This is a genomic window from Sphingopyxis sp. KK2 (assembly GCF_001990265.1).
GTDB lineage: Bacteria > Pseudomonadota > Alphaproteobacteria > Sphingomonadales > Sphingomonadaceae > Sphingopyxis.
The window spans coordinates 1-15,037 of the sequence record NZ_LYVN01000102.1; the positions used below are offsets into that span (position 1 = coordinate 1).

Below are 15,037 nucleotides of genomic sequence, written 5' to 3' on the forward strand. Positions count from 1 at the left end.
GGCAAGCCCGCCGACGCGCCCCGGCTTCGGCAACCGCCCGGTGTTCGGCCGCAAGACGGGTTAAGCGCGCCTCAGGCGACCGGCCCCTCATAGGCATCGACGATCCGCCCGACGATCGGGTGACGGACGACGTCGGCGCTCGTGAAGCGGCTGACATTGATGCCCTCCAGCCCCTCGAGCCGCGCGACCGCGTCGGCGAGGCCCGAGGTTGCGGGGATCGGCAAGTCGACCTGCTTGGGGTCGCCGCAAATTACCATGCGGCTGTTCATGCCGAAGCGGGTGAGGAACATCTTCATCTGCGGGATCGTCGTATTCTGCGCCTCGTCGAGGATGATGAAGGCGTCGGCGAGCGTGCGTCCGCGCATGAAGGCGAGCGGCGCGATCTCGATCTCTCCGCTCGCGATGCGGCGCTCGACCTGTTCGGCGGGCAGGCAGTCGTGGAGCGCGTCGTAAAGCGGGCGCAGATAGGGATCGACCTTTTCCTTCATGTCGCCGGGAAGAAAGCCGAGCTTTTCGCCCGCCTCGACCGCGGGACGCGACAGGATCAGGCGCTGGACGCTACCGGTGATGAGCTGTGCGACGGCCTGCGCGACGGCGAGATAGGTCTTGCCGGTACCCGCCGGGCCGAGCGCGAAAATGACGTCGTCGCGCGCCAGCGCCTGCATATAGGGGACCTGCGACGGCGCGCGCGGCACGATCGTTTTCTTGCGCGTGCGGATCATGATCGGCGGTGCGGCATCCTTGTCGTGGCGGATGATGCCGTCGAGCGTCGGTTGCGCCGACATTGCGATCACCCCGTCAACGGTGCCGGCGTCGACCTCCTGCCCCTTTTCGATCCGGTCATAGAGATCGGCGAGCACGTCGCGGGCGCGCGCCGCGGATTCGGCCTCGCCCTCGATCTGCACCCGGTTGCCGCGCGCCGAAATATAGACGCCGAGGCGATTTTCGATCGCGACCAGATTGCGATCGAACTCCCCGAAAAGAATGCCCAAAAGCTGCGTTCGCTCGAATTCCGCCGTCAGTCGGACGCGGTCGCCGGGTTCGGCGGGGGTGGAGGCGGTCAGCGGGCGTTTGGACATATGGGCAAGGCTCCTTCGGTCGACGGCATGATCCTACTCCCGCACAGGCGGGAGTCCACAAGGACGGGAAGGAACGCGACGAATGGAGCGGGCAGCGTTGCCGAAAAGCGACAGAATGCCCGCAGGCGGCACTAGGGTCAGGACCCGTCAATTGCACGTTCGAGGCGTCGAAATGGCGAAGATATCGGGTTCGTGTGGGCGCAGCGGGTAGCATCGCTACCCGCAAGGCCGCGCGGGCCCGAGATCGAAGCCATTTCGGCGTCCCTTCGGGATTTGACCGATTTTGCCCATGGCGTCGTCGGAAAGTCTTGAGATATCGACATATCCCTTCGCCTTTCCTCCTAGCCCTGAGCAAAATCGCCTCAAACCTCGATCGCGCAATTGACGGGTCCTGACCCTAAGCGACCTCTTCGACGAGCAATTCGGCGGTCAGGCTGTTCGGCCCGGCCGCAGCGATCCGCACATCGACCATGTCGCCGATAACGAGCCCCGGCGCGACCACATGTGCCGATTGCAGCCAGGGCGTCTTGCCGATCAGCTGGCCGTCCAATTTGCCCTTCCGTTCGAGCAGCAGGCGCGTCGTCTTGCCGACCGTCGCGGCGTTGAATCCATGCTGCTGTTCGTTGAGCAGCGCCTGCAGCCGCTGGAGGCGATCGTTCATCACCTCCTCCGAAATCTGGCCGGTCATCGTCGCGGCGGGGGTGCCGGGGCGGCGTGAATATTTGAAGCTGTAGGCCATCGCGTAGCGCGTCTCGTGGATCACATCGAGCGTCGCCTGGAAATCTTCCTCGCTCTCGCCCGGGAAGCCGACGATGAAATCGCCCGAGATCGCAATGTCGGGACGCGCTGCGCGGACGCGTTCGATGACGCGCAAATAGCTGTCGACGCTGTGGCTGCGGTTCATCGCGGCGAGGATGCGGTCGCTGCCGGCCTGCACCGGCAGGTGGAGATAGGGCATCAGTTCGGCGACTTCGCCATGCGCGGCGATCAGCCCCTCGGTCATGTCGTTGGGGTGGCTGGTGGTATAGCGGATGCGTTCGAGCCCATCGACGCGCGCGAGGTCGCGGATCAGCCCGTCGAGGCCAACGGCGCGGCCCTTCTCATCCTCGCCGTCCCACGCATTGACGTTCTGCCCGAGCAGGGTGATTTCGCGCGCCCCGCCTTCGACGAGCGCGCGCGCCTCGGCAACCAGATCGGCATAGGGGCGGCTGACCTCGGCGCCGCGCGTGTAGGGCACGACGCAATAGGTGCAGAATTTGTCGCAGCCTTCCTGCACGGTCAGGAAAGCGGTCGGGCGCTGGCCCGAGCCGCGCTTCGGCAACGCGGCGAATTTCGACATCGCCGGCATGTCGAGATCGACCGCCTTTTCGCCGCGCGCGGCGCGGTCGAGCAGCTCGGGCAGCCGGTGATAGGCCTGCGGTCCGACGACGACATCGACGCTGGGCGCGCGGCGTGCGATCTCGGCCCCCTCGGCCTGCGCGACGCAGCCCGCGACCGCGATCGTCGGGCGGCTGCCGTCCTCGCGCTTGAGCCGGCCAATGTCCGAATAGACTTTCTCGGCCGCCTTTTCGCGGATGTGGCAGGTGTTGAGCACGACGAGATCGGCGTCGGCGCCGTCCACAGCCGCCGTCATCCCGCGGGCGCCGAGCATCTCCGCCATACGCTCGCCGTCATAGACGTTCATCTGGCAGCCGAAAGATTTGATGTGGAAGGTCTTGGCCGGATTTTTGGGGGAGTCGGATTTCATCGGCGCGCTATAGGCGATGCACCGCGCCGGCGGAAGAGTGCGCCACCGCGGCCATTTCCTGCGCGATCGCGGCGCGCGCCGCTTCGCTGATCGCCTTGCGATCGTGGGTCACCTCGGCGGGCAGCGGATCGAGATAATGGATGGTGAGAGGGATCGGTTTCGCCCGCGCGAGCAGACGCTTGAAATTGTCGAGCCCCGATTCGGGGTCGAGCCACGCAATGTCGTTCGATTCCGCGCCATAATCCATGAACACCGGCTGGATCTGCAAATTCGGCGGGGTCGGGATCACCGCCTGGAACAGCGAGGCGCGAAACGGCAGCAGCCCGTCGCCGGGACCCGTCGTCCCCTCTGGGAACAAGGTCACCGGGCGGCCGCGCGCCAGCGCATTGCGCAGGTCGTTCGCCTGGTTGTGGATTTCGCGCTTCGCCTCGCGCTGGACATAGATGGTATTATTCTGGTCGGCGAGCCAGCCGACGAGCGGCGTCGTCCCGACCTCGGCCTTCGACACGAAGGCGGAGCGCGCGGCGCCGCCGAGCGCAAGGATGTCGAGCCAGCTGACATGGTTCGCCGCAAACAGCACGTTGCGGCGCAGCCGCGTGCCGGTGGTGCGGACGCGCAGCCCCGCGATCCAGCCGACGGCGTTGAGGAACGCCATCACCATCGGCGACGGGCGCCCGATAGCGCGATAACAAAGATGCGGAACGATCAGAAACAGCAGCGTCAGCACCATCAGGGCGAGACGGGCGATCGTTCGCCAGGTGATCGATGCGCGATCAGTCGCGCTTGCGATCGAGGGCGACACCATAAAGCTCCATGCGATGGTCGACGAGACGGAAGCCGAGGCGTTCGGCGATGACCTTCTGCAACGCTTCGAGTTCGGGGTCGACGAATTCGATGACCTTGCCGGTCTCGACGTCGATCAGATGGTCGTGATGCGCCTCGGGCGCCGCTTCGTAGCGCGAGCGGCCGTCGCCGAAATCATGGCGGTCGAGGATACCCGCCTCTTCGAACAGGCGGACGGTGCGATAGACGGTCGCGATCGAGATGCCGCTGTCGACCTTCGACGCACGCTCATACAAGGTTTCGACATCGGGATGATCCTCGCTGTCGGAGATCACGCGCGCGATGATGCGACGCTGCTCGGTGATGCGCAGGCCCTTTTCATGGCACAGGGCTTCGAGGTCGATGGTACCGGACATGCGGGCCTTTCCTGCAAGATGCAGCCGTCTCTTTGTTCTTTGATCTGTATAGGCACCGCCCGGCGATAGGACAAGGGCGGCGCCATCCGGCACCGCCCTCATCTGCCCTTTGGGAGCGATTGGTCGAAAGCCGTCAGGCGGCCTTCTTGCGCTTGCGCCCGCCACCGCGGCCCTTGGTGCCAAGGCCGATTTCCTTGGCCAGCGCGCGGCGCTTTTCGGCATAGTTGGGCGCGACCATCGGATAGTCGGCGGGCAGGCCCCATTTGGCGCGATAGTCGTCAGGGGTCATGCCATAGTGCGTCATCAGGTGGCGGCGGAGCATCTTGAGCTTCTTGCCGTCCTCGAGGCAGACGATGTAGTCGGGTTTCACCGAGGTGCGGATCGACACGGCAGGAACGAGCTTTTCTTCCTCGACCGGCTGTGTGCCAAGCCCCGAAAGCGCGGCGTGGACGTTGTTGATCAGCACCGAGAGATCCGAGATGGCGACGCTATTATTGCTGACATGGGCAGCGACAATGTCTGCTGTCAGGGTGACCAGCATTTCGCTGGTATCGGTTTGCTCCGACATGGGACGGTTCCTTGTATATATACCCAGAAGATGGACGTTGAATATTGGGGCTGTTCTTCGTCCGACCGAGATACTGCCAAAATGGTGCGATCTCCGCAAGGATTATCACCTAGTTATGTTGGTAAGGCTGAATGACGCATGGTAATGGCGTCTCGGATCACCCCGTCTCCGCCCCGATAATAATCCTTCCGCCGGCCGCACTCAGAAAAGCCGCTGCGTTCATAGAGATGAACGGCGTCATTGTCGGCGCGCATTTCGAGGAAATAGTCCTCGGCACCTTCGCTGGCTGCCCAGGCTTGCCAATCGGCTATTAGAAGCGCGCCGACCCCGCGCCCACGCGACTCCGGATCGACCGCAAGCAGGAGCAATTCGCTTTCGGGACCAGCGACCCGCGCCGCCGAAAAGCCGCAGGGCGTTTCGCCATCCCAGGCGAGGCAGACGCGCGCCGACGGCAGCGCGAACAGGGTAAGCAACTGCGCGCGGCTCCACGCCTCGCCATAAGCGGGATCGAAAGCCGCATCCATGACGCGCATGACGGCCGCAAGGTCGGCGACGCGTGCGGTGGCGAGGCGAAATTCGCTCATGCCGGCACCGCCATCGGCTTGGCGTCGGGCGCGCGGCCGTAATTGGGGCTCGGTCCGGCAAAGATCGCGGCCGCCGGCAGGCGCGGAAAGCTCCGGGCGTCGGGCAGCATCGTGAGCGCGGTTCCCGAACCGCGCCGCGCGACAAAGGCGTCGGCGCGGTTGCCGACCACCAGCGCGTTGTCGATCAGCACCGCCTCGTCGGGCAGGAGCGAACGGACGTCGGCCGCGGGCGACAGGTCGACGGCGAAGGATTGGACGAACCATTGGCCGTGCCCGCCCTCGACAACGACAAGGCCACCGTGTGTCCCGGCGATATCATCCGCAGCGCCAGCCGCGACCAACGCAAGAGTCGAAAAGCCGAAGGCCGGCACCTGCCAGCCAAGCGCCAGCGCGCGCGCCGCCGCGACGCCGATGCGCACCCCGGCAAAACTGCCGGGACCGCAACCGACGAAGATCGCATCGGCCCGGCCGCCGCCGTCAAGCTCAGCGATCAGCGGCACCAGCCGTTCGGCATGACCGCGGCCGATGACATCGTGTCGAAAATCGATCAGGCGCGCGCCGTCGAACAGCGCGACCGAGCAGGCCTCGCTGGCACTGTCGATGACGAGCCGGCGGCCGTCAGACGATGCGGTTGAAGCGGTCAAAGCCGGGGCGCGGGCTGCGCTCGAAGATCGTCGCCGGGTCGCCATAGCCGAGCGTCGAGATGAAATTGCTCTTCACGCTGGGCTGGTCGGCAAAGAAGGCGGCATCGACCGCGTCGTTGCCGAAACCCGACATCGGTCCGGTGTCGAGGCCGAGCGCGCGCGCGGCGAGGATGAAATAGGCGCCCTGCAGGCTGGAATTGCGGAAGGCGGTGGCGTGCGCGAGTTCGGCGTTACCACTGAACCAGGGCTTCGCGTCGGCATGCGGGAAAAGCTCGGGCAGGTTTTCGTAGAATTCGAGGTCCATGCCGATGATCGCGGTGACCGGGGCGCTGCGGATCTTGTCGCCATTGGCGGGCAGCGCGAGCGCGGCGAGCTTTTCCTTCGCCTCGTCGCTCTTCACCCAGACGATCCGCGCCGGCAGCGCATTGGCGCTGGTCGGGCCATATTTCACCAGATCCCAGATCGCGTGCAGCTGCTCGTCGCTGACCGGTTTGTCGACATAGCCATTATAGGTCCGCGCGGTGCGGAACAGCTGGTCGAGGGCAGCGTCGGAAAGCGGCTCGCTCATCGGATCATTCTCCTGATTGTCGTTGGGTCAGACGGCGTGGACAGCCGTTACTTCGGGCACATAATGTTTGAGCAACGATTCGATGCCGTTCTTCAGCGTCGCGGTCGACGACGGGCAGCCGGCGCAGGCGCCCTGCATCTTGAGATAGACATTGCCCTTGTCGAAACCGCGATAGACGATGTCGCCGCCGTCGTTGGCGACGGCGGGGCGGACGCGCGTTTCGATCAATTCCTTGATCTGGTCGATAATGTCGGCGTCGGCAGGATCGTCGGCGAAATCGCCCGCATCCTCGCCCGGGACACTGATTCCTGCGGCGGAGCCGGGATTGAACAGCGGCATCTGGCCGAGGAAATGGTCCATCACGATGCCGAGCACGTCGGGCTTGAGGTCGCTCCAGGCGACGCCAGGCGCCGCGGTGACCGAGACGAAGTCGCGACCGAAGAAAACGCCGGTGACATCACCGAGCCTGAACAGCGCACTCGCGAGCGGCGAGGCTTCGGCTTCTTCGGGGCTGGCAAAGTCGCGGGTCCCCGTTTCCATGACCGGCTGGCCGGGCAGGAATTTGAGCGTCGCGGGATTGGGCGTCGATTCGGTTTCGATCAGCATGGGGGGCATGTGGGACGCGATCGGGCTTTGTGCAAGCCGACAAAGATGCGCTAGGGGCGAAAAATGCGCCGTTTCTCCCAATTTGCCGCGATCGACTGGTCGGGCGCGCGCGGCGCGCGCCAGCGCGGGATCGCGCTTGCCGTCGCGAACCGAACCGCGGCACCCGAACTGGTACGCCCAGGACATATCTGGTCGCGCGCCGAAATATTGGCGTGGCTCGAAAGCGTCGCGGCGTACGGTGCCGACATGCTGATCGGCTTCGATTTTTCGGCCGCCTTTGCCTTCGAGGACCGCGGCGCCTATTTTCCCGAATGGGACGAAAGCCCCGCCGACCTGCCCGCGCTGTGGGCGCTCGTCGAGACGCTGACCGCCGCCGATCCGCATTATGAGGTCGGCGGCTTCCTTTCGCACATCGAGGCGCGGCGCCATTTTCGCCATGGTCGCGGCGACGTGGGCGACCTGTTCGAAGCCGGCGCCGGGCGCCTACGCATCGTCGAGCACCACCAGCGCGCGACGCGGCAGGCAGCGAGCGTCAGCAATTTCAACCTCGTCGGCGCGGCGCAGGTCGGCAAGGCAAGCCTCGCGGGCATGCGCCTGCTCCATCGTCTGCGCGGGCACATTCCGCTCTGGCCGCTCGACCCGGTGCCCCGCTCAGGACCATTGCTCGTCGAAATCTACACCGGCCTCGCCGCCCGCGCCGCCGCGCTGCCCGCCGGACGCAGCAAGATCCGCGACGGCGCCGCGCTCGATACCGCGCTCGCCGTGCTCGGATCGCCGCCCGCAGGGCATGTCGGCCCGATCAGCGACCATGCCAGCGACGCTTTGCTCACCGCCGCCTGGCTCCGCTCGATTGCGGGCGATCCGGCGCGCTGGTCTCCCGCCCCGCTCGGCGACACGCTCGCCCGCACCGAAGGCTGGACCTTTGGCATCATTTGACGCAAAGGGCCGGACGGGGCCGGCTTAGCTCAGTTGGTAGAGCACCTGATTTGTAATCAGGGGGCCACGGGTTCGAATCCTGTAGCCGGCACCAGTTCTAGAACCAGGCCCGCACCCCCATGACGAAACTGACCCCGCCGGCGTCGTCGCCCGCGGCGCGGGCGAAGCGGGCGGTGTCGCCGAACTTGCGCGCCCATTCGACGCCGACATAAGGCGCGAATTCCTTCACCACCTCGTAACGCAAGCGCAGCCCGAGCTCGACATCCGAGAGCCCCGACCCCGTCCCCGTCGCGGGCACGTCCTGCAGCGCGAAATTGAGTTCGGCCATCGGCTGGAGGATCAGCTTCTGCGTGATGCGCTGGTCATAATAGCCTTCGAGCCGGCCGAGCAAATCGCCCTTGGTCGAGAGGAACAGCGCCCCCTCGACTTCGAACCAATAGGGCGCGAGCCCTTCGAAGCCGATCGCGGCGTAGCTGCGGTCGGGCCCCGGCCCAAGGTCCTGCCGGATACCCGCCTGCGCGTTGAAATAGGGTCCGATCGTCCGGCTGTAGAGTGCCTGGACCTCGGCACTTTCGACGCCTTCGCCGAATACCGCCTCGCCTTCGCTCTTCAACGTCAGGCGGTTGATATCGCCGCCATACCAGCCTTCGCCGTCCCAGCGGAAGCCGTCGCGCCCCTTGCGTGCCTGATATTCGGCGAGGTTCAGGCCGAAAAAGGCGATATTCTCGCTCCCCTCCTTCATCATCGCGTGGCGCGAATGTTCCATCGCGGTCCCCGGAAAGATGCGGTCGGCATACCAGTCGGTCGGCGGCGCGGGCGCCGGCGCGTCGCCGGGCGGCAGGTCGGTCCCGCTCGCCCCACCCGTCGCATCGGGTGCCGGCGCCTTCGGCGTGCAATGCCCCATGCTGGCATGCGCGGGCGGGCAGTCGGGATCGGCGGGTACCGGCGCGCCATGATCCATCGCGCCCATTGCCGGCATCTCCGCATCGGCTTCGCGCGGCTGCGGCGTTTGCGCATCGGGTGTGCAATGCCCCATCGCGGCATGCTCGGGAGGACAGGCCGGCGCCTTGGCGGGCTGCGTCGTGGGGGCGGGTGCCGGTCCATGCATCGAATGATCCATCGACTGCGCCTTCGCCGAACCGGCGAATGCAAGCGCCGCGATGCCCGAAAGCAGGAGCGTGGCCCGGATCATGCGCCCTTGCCCTTCGGCCGCACGCTGACGACGCGCATCATTCCGGCGTGCATGTGATAGAGCAGATGGCAGTGGAAGGCCCAGTCGCCGAGCGCATCGGCGGTAAAGTCGAAGCTCGCGGTTCCGCCCGGCTGGACCAGCACCGTATGCTTGCGCGGCGAACGGTCCCCCTTCCCCGTCACCAGCTCGAAAAAATGGCCGTGCAGGTGGATGGGGTGGCTCATCATCGAATCGTTGATGAGGTTGATCCGCACCCGCTCGCCCTCGATGAATGGGATGGGTTCATGGTGGTCCGACATCTTGACCCCGTCGAACGACCACATGAACCGCTCCATATTGCCGGTGAGATGGATGTCGAGCGAGCGCGAGGCAGCGCGGACGTCGGGATTGCGGTCGAGCGCGACAAGGTCGTGATAGGTCAGCACTCTGTGCCCGACATCCTCGAGCCCCTGCCCCGGTTCGCCCATGCGGTCGACCGGCATTGGCGAGATCGTCTGGACGCTCGGGTCGCGCTTCACCTGCGGCGCGGCATCGAAGTCGCGCATGCCATGCTCCATCGCGCTGCCCGATCCATGATCCGTGCCGGCCATCGCACCATCGTCGCTGGCGGGTTTGCAATGCCCCATCGCGGCATGCGCGGGCGGGCAGGCGGAATCGCCGGCCGGCATCGCGGCCGCGCCCATGCCCATGTCCTTCATGCTCGCCAGCGGCCGCGCGCGCAGCGGCGGCACCTCGGCGACCATGCCGGCGCGCGGCGCCAGCGTCGCGCGCGCCATGCCCGACCGGTCATTGGCCTCGGCGACCAGCGTATAGGCGCGGTCCTCGACCGGGGTCACGATGACGTCATAGGTTTCGGCGACGGCAATCTGGAATTCGTCGACCGCGGTCGGCACGACATTCAGCCCGTCGGCCTGCACGATGCTCAATGTCAGCCCCGGGATGCGCACGTTGAAGATCGTCATCGCCGACGCATTGATGATCCGCAGCCGGACCCGCTCGCCCGGACGGAACAGCGCGGTCCAGTTGTCGCGGGGGCCATGCCCGTTGACGAGGAACGTGTAGGTCGATCCGTTGACGTCGGCGACATCGGTCGGGTCCATGCGCATCGCGCCCCACGCGATACGCTCCTTCAGCGGCTGGTCCTTGCCGGCGAGCAGCCCCGACAGCGTCTGACGCTGCATGTTGAAATGGCCCGGGTTGACCTTGAGTTTGCGAAAGATCGCTTCGGGCGACAACTGGCTGTGGTCGGACAGCACCACCACATGCTCGCGGTCGTAACCGATCGGGTCGGCACCCGCCGGATCGATGACCAGCGGCCCATAATGACCGATCTGTTCCTGCAAGCCCGAGTGGCTGTGATACCAATAGGTCCCCGACTGGACGACCGGGAATTCATAGACGAATTGCGAGCGCGGCTTGATGCCGGGAAAGCTGACCCCCGGCACGCCGTCCATATGGAAGGGCAGGATCAGGCCGTGCCAGTGGATCGAACTGTCCTCGTCGAGGTCGTTGACGACGGTGAGCCGCGCCGTCTGCCCCTCCGTGAGGCGCACCAGCGGCGCCGGCACGGTGCCGTTGATCCCGATCGCCCGGCTCAGCTTGCCGTCGACACGCATCGTCTGGCGCGCGATGCGCAGCGTGATGTCATTGCCCGACACGGTCGGGATGGTCGCGGCGATTCCCGCCGACACCGGCTGCGCCCACGCCGGAAACCAGGCTGCGGCGGCCGCGGCCGCTCCTCCGCCCAGCGTTGCACTCACGAACCGACGCCTGTCTATCTGCATGATCTTCCCGATTGTTTCCTTTGGCCTGATAGCATACGCGGGCGCGGTGTCGGCCCCTCATCGTCGGCGCAAAAAAGAACGATATGCCGCGCAGCGGTCGATCAGTCGTCTGCGATACCCAGCAAAACCCGCAACCGCGCCCGTGCTCTATAGAGGCGGGTTTCGACCGCCTTCTCGCTGACTCCGAGTATTGCCGCCACCTCGGACTGGCTCATCTCGTCGAGGCTTCTCAGAAGGAGCACTTCGCGCAGCTTCGCCGGCAGCGCAGCGACTGCCTCGCGAACGCGGGCAAGCTCCAGCCGGTCGGCCACCGCGATATCGGGCAACGGACTTTCGCTCGCGACATGATGCGCGATGTCGAGCGGCAGCGCGCGCGCAAAAAAGGCGCGCACCGTCCGCCGGCGCGCCCAATCGCGGCACTTGTTCAGCGCGATCCGCGATATCCAGATGCGGAACGGCCGCGTCCCGTCATAACGATCGAGTGCCGCGAAGGCGGCGACGAATGTTTCCTGCGTCAGATCCATCGCCTCGTCGGCGTCGCCGACATGCTTGACGATCAACCGGTACACGGCTGCCTTGTAGCGGCCGAGGAGCGCGCGATACCCGTCCTCGTGCCCGCCGCGAGCACGCGCGGCCAGTTGTTGGTCACCAAGCTGCGATAGGTCTGCGCTCACTGCGCATCGGCGGTCAGCGCCTTGACCACGCTCTTGTCGAACAGGCGCTTCTGATCGTCGTCGAGGATGGCGCGCATCGCGAACAGATGCTCGAGCGTTTCCTTCTGCAGCGTGCCCATCACGACATGCGTATGGTCGATCGCCTCAGTCACCCTGGGGCCATAGCCATGCTCGGCCTCGATCGCCTGTGCGAGCCGAACATTGGCGGCGCGCATTTCGACCTCGAGCGCGCGGCGCCGCCCGCCAAAACGGGCTTCGATCTGTTCGAGCTTGGCTTGCTGCGCCGAGGTGAGCTTGAGCTCGCCGTGGAGCAGCGCGTGCAATTCGGTTTCACTGGCGCGCGGCGGGTCCGACACGGCGCGGCCGACGAAGACGCCTGCGATCGCGGCGGCGAAGGCGATCAGCGCGACGATGAGCAAACGGCGGGACAGCATCGTTACTGCGCATCCAGCAAGGTCGAGGGGGTGAGCGCGCCCGCAGGTCCGAACGGGCTGATCGGGCTGGCGGCCACCGCAGTTTCCGGAAGGGCGCTGCCCGCGATGACGCCGCCGCCCAGCGATACGATGGCCGCAATCGCCATCAGCCGGCCGATCGCGGCCGATTCCAGGCGCCGCGCCGCAAGCGCATCGAGAATCCGATCATCCAGTCCATCGAGCGCCGGCGGCAAATCGATGCGGTTCAATATGCGAAGCTCTTCGTCCATCGACCTGTCTCGCCAGTCCTTCTTCGAACGTCATACGCATGCGCGGAGGACACCCCTCATCCTGTCCATTTTTATCGGGGCGAAGACCAACTGCGCGTCCTGCAGATTAACGGGGTGGATGAGAAACTGCAGACTTTTAGGTTCAAGTCTCTTCTCTTCGCTGCAACGATCGGTCTTGCGCGGTTTCTGGCGTCGGACGCCGCGAATGCGCACTCTATTGGCGCGGCGGCGGTTCGGGCGGCGCCTGTTCCGCGGGACGATTGCCGTCGATCGGCAGCCGCAGGTCGATACGCGTGCCGTTGATCTCGGTCGTCACCACCGCATCGCCGCCCTCGACCCCGACGCGCGTCGTCTCGCCGACCGGGATCGTGCCGATGTCGGGAACATCCTGCGGCTGGACCGGGCCGCGCGGATTGCTCGGCGCCGGCGCCGGGCGCGCTTTCTTGCCGGCGGCATCGCTCATGAAGTCCCGCCAGATGCGCGCGGGCAAGCCGCCGCCGTTGATCCCGGCGAGCGGCGTATTGTCGTCGTTGCCGATCCACACCCCGACGACCAGCCCGTTCGCATAGCCGACGAACAGCGCATCGCGATTGTCCTGGCTCGTCCCCGTCTTGCCGAAATTGGCCGTCGGCAGCCGCGCCGCACGGCCGGTACCGCGATTGACCGCGGCGCGCAGCAATTGCTCGATTGCGTCATGGTCGCCCGAAGAGAAGCTGTCGGGACCCGAGAACAGGCTTTCGAACCAGCCCGGCTCCTCGGTCTCGAAGGCGTGGGGGACGACCGGATAGCTGTTCGCCGCGACCCCGGCATAGGCCGCGGTGAGTTCGAGCAGGGTCATGCTCGACGTGCCGAGCGCCAGGCTGGGATCGCCCTCCGCCATCGGCGACGTGACGCCGAGCGACCGCGCGAGCGCGATGACCTTTTCGCTGCCCACTTCGTTGAACAGCCGCACCGCTGCAACATTGCTCGACGTCGCAAAGGCGTCCTCGAGGCTGATCGTCTCCGAATAGGCGCCGCCGGCGTTCTTGGGGCGATAGGATCCGGTCTCGATCGGGGTGTTGGCGATCGTGTCGTCGGGGTCCCAACCGTCGCGCAGCGCGGCGAGATATACGAAAAGCTTGAAGGTCGATCCGGGCTGCCGCTTGGCCTGCGTCACGCGGTTGAAGGGCGAGTCGGCATAATCCTTGCCGCCGACCATCGCAACGACCTCGCCATTCGGACGCATCGCGACGATCGCGACCTGCGCCTTGCCCAATCCGGCACGGTTCACCGCGCGCCGCGCCGACGCCTGCAGCCGCGAATCGAGCGTCGTCGTGATCGTCTGGCGCGCATAGCCGACGTCGCTCAATTTGCGCGCCTCGGGCAGCGCCCAATCGGCGAAATAGGTGCCCGTTGGCAGCGTGTTGCGCGTGCGCACGTCGATGCGCGGCGTGCGGATCGCCTTCGCTTCACGCTCGGTCATCATGCCGGTGTCGACCATCGCGCCCAGCACCAGCCGCATCCGCGCCTCGGCGAGTTTCGGATTCTTCGTCGGCGCGAGCCGCGACGGCGCCTGCACCAGCCCCGCGAGCATCGCCGCCTGCGCCGGGGTCAGCTTTTCGGGCTGGCGATAGAAATAATGCATCGACGCGGCACGCAGCCCATAGGTGTTATCGCCGAAATAGGCGTTCGACAGATAGCGTTCGAGAATCTCGTCCTTCGTCAGCCAGGCCTCGAGCCAGAAAGCGATCAGCGCCTCGCGCGCCTTGCGACCGAGTGTCTTCTTGGGCGTCAGGAAGGTGAATTTGGCGAGCTGCTGGGTGATCGTGCTGCCACCCTGCGTCTGGCCGCCGCTGACATTGCTCCAGATCGCGCGCGCGACGCTGCGCGGGTCGACGCCCCAATGCGTATAGAAACGCCGGTCCTCGATCGCGAGGAACGCGCCCGTCACATGTTTGGGCAACTCGGCCGCCTTCACCGGCTTGTCGACGATCGCCCCCATGCGCGCGATCGGGGTGCCGTCGGACGCCAGCAGGGTCAGCTGCGGCGGCGCGATCGGTTCGAGCGATTTCGACAGCGGCGCGGTGATCGCGAGCCAACCGACGAGCAGGATGAAGAGCAAGGCGAAGATCGCGAAGCCGCGCGAAATGCGGCGCAGCCATTTGCGACGCCGCGACAGCGGGGAGGCGACGGGCGGCGTGCCCTCTTCAGGTAAGGACAGACCACCCGCGCCGACCAGATGAGGGACGGGTTCGGGCGCGGGTGCGGCGGGGCGACGAAAGGAAAACATGCCTGGCGCCGTATTAGACGGGCAATACGGCCTTGGCAAATGGCTTGGCGGCGGCGACGAAATCGAGGTTTCGCCCTGATGGCAACAAGTTGGTCGACCTTCCTCGCGCGCATGTTAATAAGGCGGCGAGTTTTAGGGGATCGCATTTGGCTGGCTTCTTCGCATTTCTCGCGATTGTCGTGCTTTTCATAATGCTGATGGACACGCGAAGCCGGCTCAAGCGCGCCGAGGCAACGCTGAAGGAAGCCGCCAAACGGATCGGTGCGTTGCAGCGCCACGCCGGACTGTTGCCGCCGAAGGACGATGAGACCCCCGAACAGGCGCGCGCGGCGGCTATGGCTCCCCTCCCCGGACAATCGGCCGCGGCGCGGCCCGCCGCGTCGATTCCTACAGCCACCTCGTCCTGGGCGACGCCCTCGGCCGAGACGCTCGACCGCTGGAAACCCAAGGCCGAAGAGCCCGAAACACCGCCGGACGAGGTTGC

At 66.0% G+C, this 15,037-nt stretch carries 17 protein-coding genes and 1 tRNA gene; 3 read left to right on the top strand and 15 right to left on the bottom strand.

Annotation, left to right across the window (positions count from 1 at the left end; genetic code table 11):
* Positions 1–71 precede the first annotated feature (71 nt).
* The 9 genes from B1A78_RS15585 to B1A78_RS15630 all read right to left on the bottom strand — a co-directional run bounded on the left by B1A78_RS15585 (position 72) and on the right by B1A78_RS15630 (position 6,995).
* Positions 72–1,079 carry a PhoH family protein gene (locus tag B1A78_RS15585; RefSeq protein WP_077147846.1) on the bottom strand — a complete coding sequence of 336 codons (1,008 nt, stop codon included), beginning with the start codon at positions 1,077–1,079 and terminating at the stop codon, positions 72–74.
* Positions 1,080–1,476: 397 nt separating this feature from the next.
* Positions 1,477–2,826, bottom strand: coding sequence for a tRNA (N6-isopentenyl adenosine(37)-C2)-methylthiotransferase MiaB (miaB, locus tag B1A78_RS15595; protein WP_077147847.1), 1,350 nt, complete (start codon positions 2,824–2,826; stop codon positions 1,477–1,479).
* Between the two features lie 7 nt (positions 2,827–2,833).
* The gene (locus B1A78_RS15600) at positions 2,834–3,556 is read right to left on the bottom strand and encodes a 1-acyl-sn-glycerol-3-phosphate acyltransferase (RefSeq protein ID WP_256838614.1); all 723 of its coding nucleotides are present in this window, start codon (positions 3,554–3,556) and stop codon (positions 2,834–2,836) included.
* Between the two features lie 43 nt (positions 3,557–3,599).
* Entirely contained in the window at positions 3,600–4,025 is a 426-nt protein-coding gene (locus B1A78_RS15605; RefSeq protein WP_077147848.1) for a Fur family transcriptional regulator, read from the bottom strand.
* Between the two features lie 133 nt (positions 4,026–4,158).
* Positions 4,159–4,593 (bottom strand): MucR family transcriptional regulator, encoded by a 435-nt coding sequence (locus B1A78_RS15610; protein ID WP_077147849.1) that lies wholly within the window; start codon positions 4,591–4,593, stop codon positions 4,159–4,161.
* Between the two features lie 113 nt (positions 4,594–4,706).
* Positions 4,707–5,177, bottom strand: a complete 471-nt coding sequence (locus tag B1A78_RS15615; protein ID WP_077147850.1) for a GNAT family N-acetyltransferase — start codon at positions 5,175–5,177, stop codon at positions 4,707–4,709.
* The gene (tsaB, locus tag B1A78_RS15620; protein ID WP_077147851.1) at positions 5,174–5,821 is read right to left on the bottom strand and encodes a tRNA (adenosine(37)-N6)-threonylcarbamoyltransferase complex dimerization subunit type 1 TsaB; all 648 of its coding nucleotides are present in this window, start codon (positions 5,819–5,821) and stop codon (positions 5,174–5,176) included. The genes B1A78_RS15615 and tsaB overlap by 4 nt, the downstream gene beginning before the upstream one ends.
* Entirely contained in the window at positions 5,796–6,389 is a 594-nt protein-coding gene (locus B1A78_RS15625) for a malonic semialdehyde reductase (protein WP_077147852.1), read from the bottom strand. Before B1A78_RS15625 ends, tsaB begins: the two co-directional genes overlap by 26 nt.
* Before the next feature lie 27 nt (positions 6,390–6,416).
* Positions 6,417–6,995 (bottom strand): NifU family protein, encoded by a 579-nt coding sequence (locus B1A78_RS15630; protein ID WP_077147853.1) that lies wholly within the window; start codon positions 6,993–6,995, stop codon positions 6,417–6,419.
* 63 nt (positions 6,996–7,058) lie between these two features.
* Between B1A78_RS15630 and B1A78_RS15635 the strand changes: the two genes are divergently transcribed.
* Both B1A78_RS15635 and B1A78_RS15640 read left to right on the top strand, forming a co-directional pair.
* The gene (locus tag B1A78_RS15635; RefSeq protein WP_077147854.1) at positions 7,059–7,931 is read left to right on the top strand and encodes a hypothetical protein; all 873 of its coding nucleotides are present in this window, start codon (positions 7,059–7,061) and stop codon (positions 7,929–7,931) included.
* Between the two features lie 18 nt (positions 7,932–7,949).
* Positions 7,950–8,025: transfer RNA gene (locus tag B1A78_RS15640), tRNA-Thr, on the top strand.
* Between the two features lie 3 nt (positions 8,026–8,028).
* Here the strand turns inward: B1A78_RS15640 and B1A78_RS15645 are convergent.
* The 6 genes from B1A78_RS15645 to B1A78_RS15670 all read right to left on the bottom strand — a co-directional run bounded on the left by B1A78_RS15645 (position 8,029) and on the right by B1A78_RS15670 (position 14,553).
* Positions 8,029–9,123: a copper resistance protein B gene (locus B1A78_RS15645; protein WP_077147855.1), complete on the bottom strand. Its 1,095-nt coding sequence runs from the start codon at positions 9,121–9,123 to the stop codon at positions 8,029–8,031.
* Complete coding sequence (locus B1A78_RS15650) at positions 9,120–10,907, bottom strand: copper resistance system multicopper oxidase (RefSeq protein ID WP_077147856.1); 1,788 nt, start codon at positions 10,905–10,907, stop codon at positions 9,120–9,122. The genes B1A78_RS15645 and B1A78_RS15650 overlap by 4 nt, the downstream gene beginning before the upstream one ends.
* A gap of 101 nt (positions 10,908–11,008) precedes the next feature.
* Positions 11,009–11,581 carry an RNA polymerase sigma factor gene (locus B1A78_RS15655; protein WP_077147857.1) on the bottom strand — a complete coding sequence of 191 codons (573 nt, stop codon included), beginning with the start codon at positions 11,579–11,581 and terminating at the stop codon, positions 11,009–11,011.
* Positions 11,578–12,015: a periplasmic heavy metal sensor gene (locus B1A78_RS15660; RefSeq protein ID WP_077147858.1), complete on the bottom strand. Its 438-nt coding sequence runs from the start codon at positions 12,013–12,015 to the stop codon at positions 11,578–11,580. Before B1A78_RS15660 ends, B1A78_RS15655 begins: the two co-directional genes overlap by 4 nt.
* Positions 12,016–12,017: 2 nt before the next feature.
* A complete protein-coding gene (locus B1A78_RS15665) occupies positions 12,018–12,284 on the bottom strand; it encodes a hypothetical protein (protein ID WP_077147859.1) in 267 nt (88 codons plus the stop codon).
* Between the two features lie 214 nt (positions 12,285–12,498).
* Positions 12,499–14,553 (bottom strand): transglycosylase domain-containing protein, encoded by a 2,055-nt coding sequence (locus tag B1A78_RS15670; RefSeq protein ID WP_083734222.1) that lies wholly within the window; start codon positions 14,551–14,553, stop codon positions 12,499–12,501.
* 146 nt (positions 14,554–14,699) lie between these two features.
* On the opposite strand from B1A78_RS15670, the gene B1A78_RS15675 reads away from it, so the two are divergent.
* On the top strand, positions 14,700–15,037 hold a 338-nt coding region (locus B1A78_RS15675; RefSeq protein ID WP_144037863.1), incomplete at its 3' end, for a hypothetical protein.

Coding starts and splice junctions, on each gene's coding strand:
- B1A78_RS15645 (WP_077147855.1), bottom strand. CDS start 9,123: ATGATCCGGGCCACGCTCCTGCTTTCGGGCATCGCGGCGCTTGCATTC.
- B1A78_RS15660 (WP_077147858.1), bottom strand. CDS start 12,015: ATGCTGTCCCGCCGTTTGCTCATCGTCGCGCTGATCGCCTTCGCCGCC.
- B1A78_RS15610 (WP_077147849.1), bottom strand. CDS start 4,593: ATGTCGGAGCAAACCGATACCAGCGAAATGCTGGTCACCCTGACAGCA.
- B1A78_RS15615 (WP_077147850.1), bottom strand. CDS start 5,177: ATGAGCGAATTTCGCCTCGCCACCGCACGCGTCGCCGACCTTGCGGCC.
- B1A78_RS15635 (WP_077147854.1), top strand. CDS start 7,059: ATGCGCCGTTTCTCCCAATTTGCCGCGATCGACTGGTCGGGCGCGCGC.
- B1A78_RS15650 (WP_077147856.1), bottom strand. CDS start 10,907: ATGCAGATAGACAGGCGTCGGTTCGTGAGTGCAACGCTGGGCGGAGGA.
- B1A78_RS15665 (WP_077147859.1), bottom strand. CDS start 12,284: ATGGACGAAGAGCTTCGCATATTGAACCGCATCGATTTGCCGCCGGCG.
- B1A78_RS15630 (WP_077147853.1), bottom strand. CDS start 6,995: ATGCTGATCGAAACCGAATCGACGCCCAATCCCGCGACGCTCAAATTC.
- B1A78_RS15625 (WP_077147852.1), bottom strand. CDS start 6,389: ATGAGCGAGCCGCTTTCCGACGCTGCCCTCGACCAGCTGTTCCGCACC.
- B1A78_RS15605 (WP_077147848.1), bottom strand. CDS start 4,025: ATGTCCGGTACCATCGACCTCGAAGCCCTGTGCCATGAAAAGGGCCTG.
- B1A78_RS15600 (WP_256838614.1), bottom strand. CDS start 3,556: ATGGTGCTGACGCTGCTGTTTCTGATCGTTCCGCATCTTTGTTATCGC.
- miaB (WP_077147847.1), bottom strand. CDS start 2,826: ATGAAATCCGACTCCCCCAAAAATCCGGCCAAGACCTTCCACATCAAA.
- B1A78_RS15670 (WP_083734222.1), bottom strand. CDS start 14,553: ATGTTTTCCTTTCGTCGCCCCGCCGCACCCGCGCCCGAACCCGTCCCT.
- B1A78_RS15585 (WP_077147846.1), bottom strand. CDS start 1,079: ATGTCCAAACGCCCGCTGACCGCCTCCACCCCCGCCGAACCCGGCGAC.